The sequence below is a fragment of the Streptomyces sp. AC550_RSS872 genome (genome assembly GCF_019049285.1).
Taxonomy (GTDB): domain Bacteria; phylum Actinomycetota; class Actinomycetes; order Streptomycetales; family Streptomycetaceae; genus Streptomyces.
The window spans coordinates 32,121-45,398 of record NZ_JAGMUL010000083.1 but is presented as its reverse complement, the minus strand read 5'-3'; the positions used below and the strand labels follow the sequence as shown (position 1 = coordinate 45,398).

Annotated in this window: 11 protein-coding genes and 2 tRNA genes; 10 read left to right on the top strand and 3 right to left on the bottom strand. The window is 68.1% G+C overall.

Annotation, left to right across the window (positions count from 1 at the left end):
• Nucleotides 1-130: 130 nt before the first annotated feature.
• The 6 genes from gyrB (at nucleotide 131) to KUM44_RS28170 (ending at nucleotide 7,070) form a co-directional block, all read left to right on the top strand.
• Nucleotides 131-2,203 carry a DNA topoisomerase (ATP-hydrolyzing) subunit B gene (gene gyrB / locus KUM44_RS28195; RefSeq protein ID WP_308402745.1) on the top strand — a complete coding sequence of 691 codons (2,073 nt, stop codon included), beginning with the start codon at nucleotides 131-133 and terminating at the stop codon, nucleotides 2,201-2,203.
• A 42-nt stretch (nucleotides 2,204-2,245) separates the two neighbouring features.
• Nucleotides 2,246-4,843: a DNA gyrase subunit A gene (gene gyrA, locus KUM44_RS28190; RefSeq protein ID WP_217212316.1), complete on the top strand. Its 2,598-nt coding sequence runs from the start codon at nucleotides 2,246-2,248 to the stop codon at nucleotides 4,841-4,843.
• An 18-nt stretch (nucleotides 4,844-4,861) separates the two neighbouring features.
• Nucleotides 4,862-5,683 (top strand): DUF3566 domain-containing protein, encoded by an 822-nt coding sequence (locus tag KUM44_RS28185; protein ID WP_217212314.1) that lies wholly within the window; start codon nucleotides 4,862-4,864, stop codon nucleotides 5,681-5,683.
• Nucleotides 5,684-5,792: 109 nt separating this feature from the next.
• Nucleotides 5,793-5,866, top strand: a tRNA-Ile gene (locus KUM44_RS28180).
• A gap of 99 nt (nucleotides 5,867-5,965) precedes the next feature.
• The gene (locus KUM44_RS28175; RefSeq protein ID WP_217212312.1) at nucleotides 5,966-6,280 is read left to right on the top strand and encodes a VOC family protein; all 315 of its coding nucleotides are present in this window, start codon (nucleotides 5,966-5,968) and stop codon (nucleotides 6,278-6,280) included.
• Nucleotides 6,281-6,326: 46 nt separating this feature from the next.
• Nucleotides 6,327-7,070, top strand: coding sequence for an ATP-binding cassette domain-containing protein (locus KUM44_RS28170; RefSeq protein WP_217212310.1), 744 nt, complete (start codon nucleotides 6,327-6,329; stop codon nucleotides 7,068-7,070).
• Between the two features lie 100 nt (nucleotides 7,071-7,170).
• Here KUM44_RS28170 and KUM44_RS28165 read toward each other — a convergent pair whose 3' ends face one another.
• A complete protein-coding gene (locus KUM44_RS28165) occupies nucleotides 7,171-7,548 on the bottom strand; it encodes a DUF6344 domain-containing protein (protein WP_217212308.1) in 378 nt (125 codons plus the stop codon).
• A gap of 337 nt (nucleotides 7,549-7,885) precedes the next feature.
• Between KUM44_RS28165 and KUM44_RS28160 the strand changes: the two genes are divergently transcribed.
• Nucleotides 7,886-8,014 carry a DLW-39 family protein gene (locus KUM44_RS28160; protein WP_003999697.1) on the top strand — a complete coding sequence of 43 codons (129 nt, stop codon included), beginning with the start codon at nucleotides 7,886-7,888 and terminating at the stop codon, nucleotides 8,012-8,014.
• A gap of 339 nt (nucleotides 8,015-8,353) precedes the next feature.
• Nucleotides 8,354-9,607 carry a hypothetical protein gene (locus KUM44_RS28155; protein ID WP_308402744.1) on the top strand — a complete coding sequence of 418 codons (1,254 nt, stop codon included), beginning with the start codon at nucleotides 8,354-8,356 and terminating at the stop codon, nucleotides 9,605-9,607.
• A gap of 67 nt (nucleotides 9,608-9,674) precedes the next feature.
• On the opposite strand, the gene KUM44_RS28150 is transcribed toward KUM44_RS28155, so the two are convergent.
• Both KUM44_RS28150 and KUM44_RS28145 read right to left on the bottom strand, forming a co-directional pair.
• Nucleotides 9,675-11,327, bottom strand: coding sequence for a serine/threonine-protein kinase (locus KUM44_RS28150; RefSeq protein WP_217212306.1), 1,653 nt, complete (start codon nucleotides 11,325-11,327; stop codon nucleotides 9,675-9,677).
• A 151-nt stretch (nucleotides 11,328-11,478) separates the two neighbouring features.
• Nucleotides 11,479-12,027, bottom strand: a complete 549-nt coding sequence (locus tag KUM44_RS28145) for a hypothetical protein (RefSeq protein ID WP_062721195.1) — start codon at nucleotides 12,025-12,027, stop codon at nucleotides 11,479-11,481.
• A 181-nt stretch (nucleotides 12,028-12,208) separates the two neighbouring features.
• Between KUM44_RS28145 and KUM44_RS28140 the strand changes: the two genes are divergently transcribed.
• A tRNA-Ala gene (locus KUM44_RS28140) sits at nucleotides 12,209-12,281 on the top strand.
• Between the two features lie 142 nt (nucleotides 12,282-12,423).
• Entirely contained in the window at nucleotides 12,424-13,005 is a 582-nt protein-coding gene (locus tag KUM44_RS28135; RefSeq protein ID WP_217212304.1) for a TetR/AcrR family transcriptional regulator, read from the top strand.
• Nucleotides 13,006-13,278 lie beyond the last annotated feature (273 nt).

Below are 13,278 nucleotides of genomic sequence, written 5' to 3'. Positions count from 1 at the left end.
AACCGGTAGACTGGAAGCCAATCCCGCCCCAATCGTGGGGACCGTCCGGGAAAAGCTGAGCAACGCTGATCAAGGCTTACCAACGCAACATGCCGCAGCCGCTCCGGCAACCCGCCGACGAGCCTGGCTCGTGCTGTGCCAGAAAGGGCGCTTCGTGGCCGATTCCGGCAACCCCAACGAGAACATCCCGTCCACCGACGCCGAGGCGGCCTCGTCGAACGGCGAGGTAACCGCCTCGTACGACGCCAGTGCCATCACCGTCCTCGAGGGTCTGGACGCGGTCCGCAAGCGACCCGGTATGTACATCGGCTCGACCGGCGAGCGCGGCCTGCACCACCTGGTGCAGGAGGTCGTCGACAACTCCGTCGACGAGGCGCTGGCGGGCCACGCGGACACCATCGACGTGACGATCCTGCCCGACGGCGGGGTCCGGGTCGTGGACAACGGCCGTGGTATCCCGGTCGGCATCGTGCCCTCCGAGGGCAAGCCGGCCGTCGAGGTCGTGCTCACCGTGCTGCACGCGGGCGGAAAGTTCGGCGGTGGCGGCTACGCGGTCTCCGGCGGTCTGCACGGCGTGGGTGTCTCCGTGGTGAACGCCCTGTCGACCAAGGTGGCCGTCGAGGTCAAGACCGACGGCTACCGCTGGACGCAGGACTACAAGCTCGGCGTCCCGACGGCTCCGCTGGCCAAGCACGAGGCCACGGACGAGCACGGCACCTCGGTGACCTTCTGGGCCGACCCGGACATCTTCGAGACCACCGACTACTCCTTCGAGACACTCTCGCGCCGCTTCCAGGAGATGGCGTTCCTCAACAAGGGTTTGAGGATCAAACTCACCGATGAGCGGGAGTCGGCCAAGGCGACGTCCGGCGCGGACGAGGCGGGCGCGGACGAGAGCGCCGAGGTCAAGTCGGTCGACTACCACTACGAGGGCGGCATCGTCGACTTCGTGAAGTACCTCAACTCCCGCAAGGGAGACGTGGTGCACCCCACCGTCATCGACCTCGAGGCCGAGGACAAGGAGCGCAGCCTCTCCCTCGAAGTCGCGATGCAGTGGAACAGCAGCTACACCGAGGGCGTGTACTCCTTCGCGAACATCATCCACACGCACGAGGGCGGTACGCACGAAGAGGGCTTCCGGGCCGCGCTGACCTCGCTGATCAACAAGTACGCGCGCGACAAGAAGCTGCTGCGCGAGAAGGACGACAACCTCACGGGCGACGACATCCGCGAGGGTCTGACCGCGATCATCTCGGTGAAGCTGAGCGAGCCCCAGTTCGAGGGGCAGACGAAGACCAAGCTGGGCAACACCGAGGTGAAGACCTTCGTCCAGAAGGTCGTCTACGAGCACCTCAACGACTGGCTGGACCGCAACCCGAACGAGGCGGCGGACATCATCCGCAAGGGCATCCAGGCGGCCACCGCGCGCGTGGCGGCCCGTAAGGCCCGTGACCTGACGCGTCGTAAGGGCCTGCTGGAGACCGCGTCGCTGCCGGGCAAGCTCTCCGACTGCCAGTCGAACGACCCGACCAAGTGCGAGATCTTCATCGTCGAGGGTGACTCCGCCGGCGGCTCGGCCAAGTCCGGCCGCAACCCCGAGTACCAGGCGATCCTCCCGATCCGGGGCAAGATCCTCAACGTCGAGAAGGCGCGGATCGACAAGATCCTCCAGAACCAGGAGATCCAGGCGCTGATCTCGGCCTTCGGCACCGGAGTCCACGAGGACTTCGACATCGAGAAGCTGCGCTATCACAAGATCATCTTGATGGCGGACGCCGACGTCGACGGCCAGCACATCAACACCCTGCTGCTGACCTTCCTGTTCCGCTTCATGCGGCCGCTGGTCGAGGCCGGGCACGTGTTCCTGTCCCGCCCCCCGCTCTACAAGCTCAAGTGGGGCCGGGACGAGGTCGAGTACGCCTACTCCGACCGCGAGCGCGACGCGCTGATCGAGATGGGCCGCCAGCGCGGCAAGCGCGTCCGTGAGGACTCGATCCAGCGCTTCAAGGGTCTCGGCGAGATGAACGCCGAGGAGCTGCGCATCACGACCATGGACCAGGAGCACCGCGTCCTCGGCCAGGTCACCCTCGACGACGCCGCCCAGGCCGACGACCTGTTCTCGGTCCTCATGGGCGAGGACGTCGAGGCCCGCCGCGCGTTCATCCAGCGCAACGCCAAGGACGTCCGCTTCCTCGACATCTGAGTCGGTCTCAGCTGACCGCACCAGGAAGGATCTTCACCAGCAATGACCGACGAGAACACTCCCGTCACGCCTGACGAGGGCGGCGACATCGCCCAGCGTGTCGAGCCCGTCGGGCTCGAGACGGAGATGCAGCGCTCGTACCTCGACTACGCGATGTCCGTCATCGTCTCGCGTGCGCTCCCGGACGTCCGCGACGGCCTCAAGCCCGTCCACCGCCGCGTCCTGTACGCCATGTACGACGGCGGCTACCGCCCCGAGCGCGGCTTCTACAAGTGCGCGCGCGTGGTCGGCGACGTCATGGGCAACTACCACCCCCACGGCGACTCCTCGATCTACGACGCCCTGGTCCGCCTCGCCCAGCCGTGGTCGATGCGGATGCCGCTCGTGGACTCCAACGGCAACTTCGGCTCTCCGGGCAACGACCCGGCGGCGGCCATGCGCTACACCGAGTGCAAGATGGCGCCGCTGTCGATGGAGATGGTCCGTGACATCGACGAGGAGACCGTCGACTTCACGGACAACTACGACGGCCGCTCGCAGGAGCCGACCGTCCTGCCGGCCCGCTTCCCGAACCTGCTGATCAACGGCTCGGCGGGCATCGCGGTCGGCATGGCGACCAACATCCCGCCGCACAACCTGCGCGAGGTAGCGGCCGGCGCCCAGTGGTACCTGGAGAACCCGGAGGCCTCGCACGAGGAGCTCCTGGACGCCCTGATCGAGCGCATCAAGGGCCCCGATTTCCCGACGGGCGCCCTTGTGGTGGGCCGTAAGGGCATCGAAGAGGCGTACCGGACCGGCCGTGGCTCGATCACCATGCGCGCGGTCGTCGAGGTCGAGGAGATCCAGAACCGCCAGTGCCTGGTGGTCACGGAGCTGCCCTACCAGGTCAACCCCGACAACCTCGCGCAGAAGATCGCCGACCTGGTGAAGGACGGCAAGATCGGCGGCATCGCGGACGTCCGGGACGAGACCAGCTCCCGTACCGGTCAGCGTCTTGTCATCGTGCTCAAGAGGGACGCGGTCGCCAAGGTCGTACTGAATAACCTCTACAAGCACACGGACCTTCAGACGAACTTCGGCGCCAACATGCTGGCGCTCGTCGACGGTGTCCCGCGCACCCTCTCCCTGGACGCGTTCATCCGCCACTGGGTGACGCACCAGATCGAGGTCATCGTCCGCCGTACGAAGTTCCGTCTGCGCAAGGCCGAGGAGCGGGCGCACATCCTGCGCGGTCTGCTGAAGGCCCTGGACGCCATCGACGAGGTCATCGCGCTGATCCGGCGCAGCGACACCGTCGACATCGCGCGCGGGGGCCTGATGGAGCTCCTGGAGATCGACGAGATCCAGGCCAACGCCATCCTCGAGATGCAGCTGCGCCGACTGGCCGCCCTGGAGCGCCAGAAGATCATCCAGGAGCACGACGAACTCCAGGCGAAGATCACCGAGTACAACGAGATCCTCGCCTCGCCGGTCCGCCAGCGCGGCATCGTCAGCGCGGAGCTCGCCGCGATCGTCGAGAAGTACGGCGACGACCGCAAGACCATGCTGGTCCCCTACGACGGCGACATGTCCATCGAGGACCTCATCGCCGAAGAGGACATCGTGGTCACGGTCTCGCGCGGCGGTTACGTCAAGCGCACCAAGACCGTCGACTACCGGGCGCAGAAGCGCGGCGGCAAGGGCGTACGCGGCACGAAGCTGAAGGAAGACGACATCGTCGACCACTTCTTCGTCTCGACCACGCACCACTGGCTGCTGTTCTTCACCAACAAGGGCCGTGTGTACCGGGCGAAGGCGTACGAGCTTCCCGACGCCGGGCGTGACGCGCGCGGGCAGCACGTCGCGAACCTGCTCGCCTTCCAGCCGGACGAGGCCATCGCCGAGATCCTCGCGATCCGCGACTACGAGGCGGCGCCGTACCTGGTGCTCGCCACGAAGGCGGGTCTGGTGAAGAAGACGCCTCTGAAGGATTACGATTCGCCCCGCTCCGGTGGTGTCATCGCGATCAACCTCCGTGAACGGGAGGACGGTTCCGACGACGAACTGATCGGCGCCGAACTCGTCTCGGCCGACGACGATCTGCTTCTGATCAGCAAGAAGGCACAGTCGATCAGGTTCACGGCCACGGACGAGTCACTGCGTCCCATGGGCCGCGCCACTTCCGGCGTCAAGGGCATGAGCTTCCGCGAGGGAGACGAGCTGCTCTCGATGAATGTTGTTCGAACCGGTACGTTCGTGTTCACTGCCACCGACGGCGGGTACGCGAAGCGGACCCCCGTCGACGAGTACCGCGTCCAGGGTCGCGGTGGCCTCGGTATCAAGGCCGCCAAGATCGTCGAGGACCGAGGCTCGCTCGTCGGTGCGCTGGTGGTCGAGGAGACCGACGAGATCCTCGCCATCACGCTGGGCGGCGGTGTGATTCGTACGCGAGTCAACGAGGTCAGGGAGACGGGCCGTGACACCATGGGCGTCCAACTGATCAACCTGGGCAAGCGCGATGCCGTCGTGGGCATCGCACGTAACGCCGAGGCGGGACGCGAGGCGGAGGAGGTCGACGGCGATGTGGCCGTCGACGAGACCGCCGAGGATGCCGCCGCGACCATCGGCACGGACGAGGGTGAGGCACCCTCGGCCGAGTAGCACGAGGAGTGAGTCATCGTGAGCGGAGCCACGGGCGCCGGATCGTCCGGAACCCCGACCGGTTCTACGGCCGGTAAGGAGACGGACAGCGGAGGCCGTGGCTCCGCCGCGCGTGCGACGGACACGCACACCACGCAGCTGAAGGCGATCAAGTCGCCCGCGAAGGACTCGCCCTCGTCAGGCGCGCCTGGATCCCAGGGGGGAACCGTGACGGACACCCGAGGCACGGGGCAGCCCCAGCAGTACGCGGCCGGCGCGGGCTCGGCCGGTTCCGGTACCAAGCCACAGCCGCAGTCCGCGCCCACAGGGGCGCAGCAGGCGGCCGCCGCGCCGTCCGCGTCGCCGCTCCCCGGGGAACGGCAGGCACAGCAGCCCGCGGCCGGGCCCTATCACCCGCCGCAGGCCTACCAGACGCCCGCTCCGGCGAGCGCGGTACGCCGGCCGCGCACGGGGGCCAGTACGACGCCCCGCACCCGTAAGGCACGCCTGCGCGTGGCCAAAGCCGACCCGTGGTCGGTGATGAAGGTCAGTTTCCTGCTCTCCATCGCGCTGGGCATCTGCACGATCGTGGCGTCCGCGGTGCTCTGGATGGTCATGGACGCGATGGGCGTCTTCTCGACGGTCGGCGGCACGATCTCCGAGGCCACCGGCTCGAACGAGTCGAACGGCTTCGACCTGCAGTCCTTCCTGTCCCTGCCGCACGTGCTGATGTTCACGTCGATCATCGCGGTCATCGATGTCGTCCTCGCGACGGCGCTGGCGACACTCGGCGCGTTCATCTACAACCTCTCCGCCGGCTTCGTGGGCGGCGTCGAGCTGACGCTGGCCGAGGACGAGTGACCTGCGGCTGAACCGCCGCTGACCGTCCCCCGACAACCGATTTTGGGACTGCCCCGGTCGTGCGCTAATCTTCAGGAGTCAGCGCGCGGGACACACCGCAGAGCGCGGCGGGGCTATAGCTCAGTTGGTTAGAGCGCATCCCTGATAAGGATGAGGCCACAGGTTCAAATCCTGTTAGCCCCACATACGAAAAGACCCCCAACCGATCATGGTTGGGGGTCTTTGGCATGCACGACTGACATCGGCCGATGCGTGAACTCCCGGTCTGCCTCCACTCACCGGATGACCTTGGAATGGCGACATGTGATCGTTCACTCGGTGGATCCGGCGGCGCTGGGGCAGTGGTGGGCCGACGCTCTCGGCTGGGTTGTGGTCCACACCTCCGACGTGGAGTTCGCGATCCGCCCGGAGCCGGACCGTTCGGCCAAGAACCGACTGCATCTCGACTTCGTGCCCGATGACCAGGACGCCGAGGTGGCCCGCCTGGAGTTCCTTGGCGCGAAGCGCGTCGACATAGGCCAGGGCGACCACTCATGGGTGGTCATGGAAGACCCCGAGGGCAACGAGTTCTGTGTCCTGGCACAACGCCGGCAGTGAAGGATCGACCGGCGCGGTTGTCAGTGCCGGATGAGAGCCTGGCGGCATGATCGTCGAACGGGCTTACGCGCATGTCGCCGAGGGCGAGCTGGGGGAAGGCAGCCAGTGGCCGTGGTCGGTGCCGTGCGTGCGGCAGTTGCTGGAGGACGGCCTGACGTTCACCACGCCAGTCACGTTCCTGGTGGGGGAGAACGGCTCGGGCAAGTCGACCCTCGTAGAGGCGCTGGCGGAGGGGTTCGGCCTGGACTCCTGGGGCGGATCCGCCGGCTACAAGTACGCGAGCCGGCGTGAGCCGTCGGCGCTGGGCGGGCGGATACGGTTCGAGGCGACGGCGGCGGGGCGTCGGATGCTGCGCGGGCCTCGAACGCGCCGCAGAGGCTTCTTTCTGCGGGCGGAGACGGCGCTGGACGCGCTGGGCCGGGAACAGGAGACGGGAAGGCTGTCCGGGGCCGCGGACGAGATGAGCCACGGCGAGGGCTTTCTGATGGCCTTCCGCGAGCGGTTTCAGGAGCCTGGGCTGTACGTCTTGGACGAACCCGAGGCCGCGCTGTCCTTCGCTTCCTGTCTTCAACTCGTCGGACATCTGCATGAACTGGGGCGTTCCGGTGCACAGATCGTCTGCGCCACTCACTCACCCGTGCTGACGGCGCTGCCAGGCGCCGAGATCATCGAGGTGGGCGACCACGGAATGCGTCCCGCCGGCTGGCGGGATCTGGAACTCGTCGACCACTGGAGGCGTTACCTCAACGATCCATGGGCCTATCTGCGGCACATCGTCGAAGCGGAGTGAAGCACGCTCTGGGGGCCGTTGTCACCATCGGTACTGAGGAGAATCAACTGGCGTTGCGCAGAGGGGCAAAGGGGGACGGCTCGGTGGGCGAGCCGTCGGTTCAACGCTGGTGCGGGACGAGCGGTTGAGCCGGGGAGCCGGCGTGGGCGCACTCGCGGGTGGCCGAGTCGGACATGGCCGCTTCCGTGTCCGTGAGCGGACGGTGGCGGCAGCCGGGGGTCTTGCCGTGGGCCTCGGCCCGGATGCGCTGCTTCATCGTGGGCGGCAGCGCCCTGGCGTAGGACCAGGCCCAGTGAGGCATCGCCGGCACCGTCAGCTCCGCGTTGCGGTCGCTGTCGTCGCTGCCGCTCTTGCGAGTCGTCTCGGTGTGCGGTACGGCCGCGGCAGCGGAGGTCGAGACGAATCCGAGCGCCGAGAACAGCGCGAGGAAGGCGGTGACAATGCCGGTCCACAGCTTCATGACCTTGTTCCTGGTCATGGCCCCTCACTTTCGGGTTGGGCGATTTGCGTACTTTCCTCATGATGTGTATGGGGGCCGAGAAGTCATGGACCAACGCCCATGACGCGTCGATCTTCAGATGAACAACACTCGAATGGGTGCAAGAAACCCGAAGAGCGCAGAAACGCGGAGGAAGAGTGGCGAAGTCACCCTCTGTCGAGATGTGATCACCCTCCGATCGGAGCGACACGATCCGCTTCTACTGCGCTGTTCCGGAGGGCAGTTGAGCCTCGACGCAGGTCACCGATCGATATCGGTCGGTGTGTATAGTCGGGCGCCAGAGGTCCCCTACGTCAAGGAAAGACGAGGTCGCGCGGTGAAGAAGCTTCTCCTGGTCGCACTGGCCGCCATCGGCGGGCTCCTCGTGTACCGCCAGATCCAGGCGGATCGCGCCGAGCAGGATCTGTGGACGGAGGCGACTGACTCCGTGCCCACGGGTTCGTGAGTCACCACATCGGAATCTGAAGCAGACCCCGGCCGCCAAGCGGTCGGGGTTTTGTGCGCCCGGACCTGTCTGCTCGGACCACCTGTGCGGTGGCGGCGCGAAGCGTCACGGCTCGAGTTGCGGGAGCCGGGCGGAGACCTTAGAGCCGGGTGTTTCGGACGGTCGTACGGATTGCGGGGGTGGCGGGCGGCCCGGCTGGGCAGGATGGGCGACGGTCCATGGTCCTGCGGCGACGAGGGGTGGCGCGTGATGAGGCGGCGGCGTACGGCGTGGTGGCGCCGGGCGAGGATGCGGCGCGGTCATCCCGCGGCACGCGTGCGCGTGGCCGTCGTAGGGGCAATGGTGCTGTGTACGACGGCTGCCCTGCCGGGCGGGCCCGCGCTCGCGGCCGGAACGCCCAGCCCCTACGCCTTCGCGCCGGAGGCACGGTTCGTCCCGGGAGCGACGGGTACCGCGGACGCCGCACCTCTCACACCGGGCAGGACGTACCGCAGCTCCCTGCCGAGCGACGGAGGGGTCTATTACAGCCTCGAACTCGACGCAGCCTCGGACGCGTACGTCTCCGCGACCGCCGTCCCCGCCGCCGGCAGCACCATCCGCTCGGGCGACGGCATCAAGATCGCCGTGGAGGACTCCAACGGCCGCGTCTGCTCCTCCGACAGCGAAACCTTCGGCATCGTCCGCACCGCCCGCCCGATCGCGACCTGGGCCGGGCGCGAGATCTCCGCAAAGCACTCCGGCTGTGAGACCAGGGGCACCTATTACGTGGTCCTCGAGCGCGTCAGTACGACGACGTCCGTGCCGGACACCTGGGACCTGGAGCTCTTCGCCGTCTCGGAACCCTCCCTGGAGCAGACCGGTGCGACAGAAGCCCCCAAGGACTGGAACTCCGCCCCGCCGGCACCCCTCACCGGCGACGCCGCCCGGCGCGAGGGCGGCTCCGGCTTCGCCTCGGCGGCATCCATCGGGAACGGCGTCTGGAGTTCCGACATCGAGCCCGGCCGGACGTTCTTCTACAAGGTGCCGGTCGACTGGGGGCGCCAGCTGCACGCCATCGCCGAACTGGGCAGCTCGAACAGTGGCGAGGGCTCCGCGGGCGGCGCCCTGAACCTCTCGCTCTACAACCCCGTGCGCGGCTTCGTCGACGAGGCGAGCGTCACCTACGACGGCCGCCAGAAGTCCGCCGAACTCGACCCTCTGCCGCCGGTCATGTACGAGAACCGGTACGCCCGGCCCGAAGCGCTCAACGGGATGCGGTTCGCCGGTTCCTACTACCTCGTGGTGAACCTTGCGGCCGAGGTCGCCGAGAAGTACGGCGAGGGACCGTTCCCGCTGACGCTGCGCGTGCGGGTGGAGGGTGCGTCGGAGGCGGGTCCCGGTTATGCGGGGGAGTCTGAGCCCGAGGGCCTCTTCCAGATCGGGCGGGCCGGGATCGGTGGCGATCAGGGGACCGCCGCCGCGGGCGGGGCCGGGAGCCACGGGGACGCCGCGATGACGGTGCTCGCGGTGAGCGGGATCGGCACGGGGACTGTGGTGCTGGTGGTGCTGGGGGTGTGGACCGTGGTGGCCCGGCGGAGGGCTGCGGCCCTGTAGGGACGCCAGGGCAGCGCAGTGCGGGGCTGCGGACACGGGCGTGGACGCCGCCGGCGCCACAGCGACCTCAGATGCGGGCCAGCGCCCAGAAACCCACGGCGTAGCAGGCCAGCGCCAGCAGCAGGAGTGGTACGGCCACCCTCGCCGGCGGGCCGGGACGGCGGCGAGCCAGGCGGCGGGCGGCGCGGTGGCCGCCGCGGCGGTGGGGCTGCGGAATTGAGGGCGCCGAAGGTGGAACCTGCGGGCTCTGAGCGGTGTACGAAGCAGTAGAGGCATCGACGCGTTGGTGTTGCACCGGCGTCGGAGGCTGAGGCGGGTACTGCGGTGTGCGGGGCCGGGGGGAGGACAGGACATGCGTGGTGTCGTAGGGGGAGGCGTGGGAGAAGTGATGCTGTGCGCCTTGGTGTGCCTGGTCCGGCTGGCCTTGGGCCGGGCCCGGGGCCCAGGGCGGTTGGGGTGGCTGGGGCGGGGGTGTTTGAGGCTGCGAGGAGGAGACGGCGTCCTGAGGGGGCGGCAGGTGGAAGCTGCCGGTGTCCGACATGCTGAGGGGCCCGTCCCTGTCGCCGGACGGCGAGGAGGCCGACCGCTCCCGGGAATCCGGGGTCGGCCCGGCCACGCCCTGGCGCGGATCGCTCGGCGTGCTGCCCGAGCCGGTGCCTGCCGTCCGGTAGCCGGAGTCGGAGCCGGAGCCATTGCCATGGACGATGCCAGTGGACGCCGAGCCGGTACCTGTATGCCGGGGGCCGGAGTTGGCAGCCCCCAACGAGTCCGCGCTCGTGCCCAACCGGCGTCGGCCGCCCGTGCTCGCACCCGTGCTCTCCTCGACCCCCGGCGCCCGTTTGAGCGGCCCGTCCGGCCCGAACCCCGTGGGCAGGGGCCCGATCTGGTCGAAGATCTCGATGAGCTCGTCGTCCGGGCCCGGTTCCGGCAGGAGCTCGGCGGCCGAGGCGAGGGCCTTGCGCGCCCCCGTGGCCGTGCGGAACCGCGCGTGGGGATCCGGCTGAAGCAGCGACGCCACGACCTGCCAGAGTGGTTCGGGAATACCCTTGGGCGCACCGGGTGTCCCGTGATCCGCGAAGTACTGGACGAGGGCCTTCACGTCAGGCTTGGCGCCCTCCAGCAGATACAGGGCGACAAGTCCTACGGCGAACAGGTCGGCGGGGAAGTCCGGCTCCGCACCCATGAGTTGCTCGGGCGCGAGATAGCCGGGGGTGCCCACCACGAGGTTGGTCTCGGTCAGCCGGGGCTCACCCAGTCGCATGGCGATGCCGAAGTCGGACAGACGCAGCCGCGGACGTGCCGTGCCGGTGGCCTCGAGGAGCAGGTTGGCGGGCTTGATGTCACGGTGGACGACGCCCTCCGCGTGCACCGCGGCCAGCCCGGCGAGGAGTTGGTCGAGGAGCGTACAGACGAAAGAGGGCGCCAAGGGGCCGTAGTCCCCGATGAGATGGACCAGCGAACCGCCGGCCACCAGGTCCATGGTGAACAGGACCTTGTCGTCGTCGGCGGCCCAGCTGGCCGGCGCGAGCACATGGGGGTGATCGATGCGGAGTGCCTGTTCGCGGACGAACCGCAGCAGCGAGTGCGCGTCGCTCTGCTGGAGCACCTTGGCGGCCACATACCGGCGGCGCCGGTGGTCCCAGGCACGCCAGACGGCACCTACGCCGCCGCGTCCGATCGGGTCGACCAGTTCGTACCGGCCGGCGAAGACCTCACCCATGGCTGTGCGTCGCTCCTCCCCCTTCGGCTACCCCCCTTGCTTCCCCCTCGACGAGCGATACGACTCCCCCCTCGCTGACACATCCGCGTCCTTTCGGAACGTGGGCCGTCGGCCCGGTTGCCGAACCCCCTTCGGCGACCGGGCCTCGGGGTCAGTTCTGGTGGGACTGGTAGTGCGCGACCGCGTCGGAGGTGCGGCCTGCGCCGTACACCCGGAGGAACTCTGCCAGTTCCGGGTGGGTGGGGGCGAGGGTGTCCGCGGCCTCGATGATGTCCCCCGCGGCCGCGACCGAGCGCAGCAGTGACTGGATCTCCCGGACCACCCGCTTGACCGTGGGCGCCCCCGAACTGTTCGTCGTCTGTGTGGTGTTGCTGAGCACCGAGCCCCCCTGCGACTTCTTGATCTCGTCCATCCGCTCGGTCGCCTCGGCCGCGCTCACACTGCCGTCCGCGACCTGTCCCGCCAGGTCCTGCAACAACTGCACCCGCTGGACCACGGCGGGATTGCCGATCTTTGCTCGCTGACCGCTCATCAGCTGCGACAGCATCGGTGCGGACAGTCCCAGTACCCCCGCGAGACGAGCCTGGTTGAGACCAAGATCGTCGATGAGCTTACGAAAGAGCGTCCCCAGCGGCTCCCCGTACCAGTTCCGCTGCAGATCCCGCGCTCTTGCGGTGGCTTCCTGCTGTGCGGCGTCCATTGCGTCTCCCCATCGCTTCCCCAAAACCGCGGTTCGCTGTAGCGAACCACGCCGAGCATCTTACGGAGAGTGGTCGTTCACCGGGACCCCCAATCTTTTTGCTAGATACGGGGGGCGACCAGGTACTCTGGTCTGCGGCGCCCGCCGGAACGCGGTTCTTCCGGTCGGACGCTCCTCTTACGGGGCCTTAGCTCAGTTGGTAGAGCGCTGTCTTTGCATGGCAGATGTCAGGGGTTCGACTCCCCTAGGCTCCACAATCAAGCCCCCTGATCTGCGGAAACGCGGTGTCAGGGGGCATTTTGGTGCGTGGACGGTGCGCGCGCGGTGACTTCGTGCTTCCGGGGCGCTGGCTTATGATCCAAGGGAATAAACTTGAGCCATTAGGTAGGGGAATGGATGAAGACGCGTCCGGGTCTGACCGTCGACAAGATCGCACAGGCTGCTGCCGCCCTGGCCGACGAGGTCGGATTCGAAGGGGTCACCCTCTCGGCCCTTGCACGTAGCTTCGGTGTGAAGGACGCCAGCCTGTACTCGCACGTCAAGAACATTCAGGACGTACGGACCCGGGTGGCCCTGCTGGCGGCCGAAGAGATGAGTGCCGAACTCGCCGTCGCCATCGCCGGACGGTCGGCCGAGGACGCGCTGGTGGCCTTCGCCGACACCTACCGTGCCTTTGCCCTGCGCTACCCCGGGCGGTACGCGGCGACACAGATGCGGCTGGATCTTGAACAGATCGCCGATGAGAAGGGGTTCGTCCGCAACATCGAGCTGACTTACGCGGTGCTGCGTGCCTACGACCTGGAAGAGCCGGATCTGACGGACGCGGTGCGCTTCATGCGCAGTACGTTCCACGGCTTCATCAACATCGAGTCGGCCGGCGGGTTCGGACATCCGCGGAACCTCGACGAGTCCTGGCGCAAGACCGTTGCGGCGGTGCACTCGGTGCTCCGGCAATGGCCCCGCACCAAGGCCGCCTAGGCCGTCTCTCGGGATCGCCTCGCTGGGGATCTTCACGGCCGGTGGCGCGACAGGGAGGGGCGAAGTCCTGTCGCACCGACTGGATTTCGCCATTCGCCCCACTTCATGTAGATGACGGTCGGCTCGCGGCCGGGAGCCGGCGCGGTCTCCCCGGGCCACTTCGGGTGGGCCAGCTCGTCGAAGGCGAGGATGCCGCCCTTGGTCAGGCGCGGCCTGATCGCTTCGAGGAGTTCCTTCGTCGGCTGGTACACGTCGAGGTCGAAGCAGGCGAGC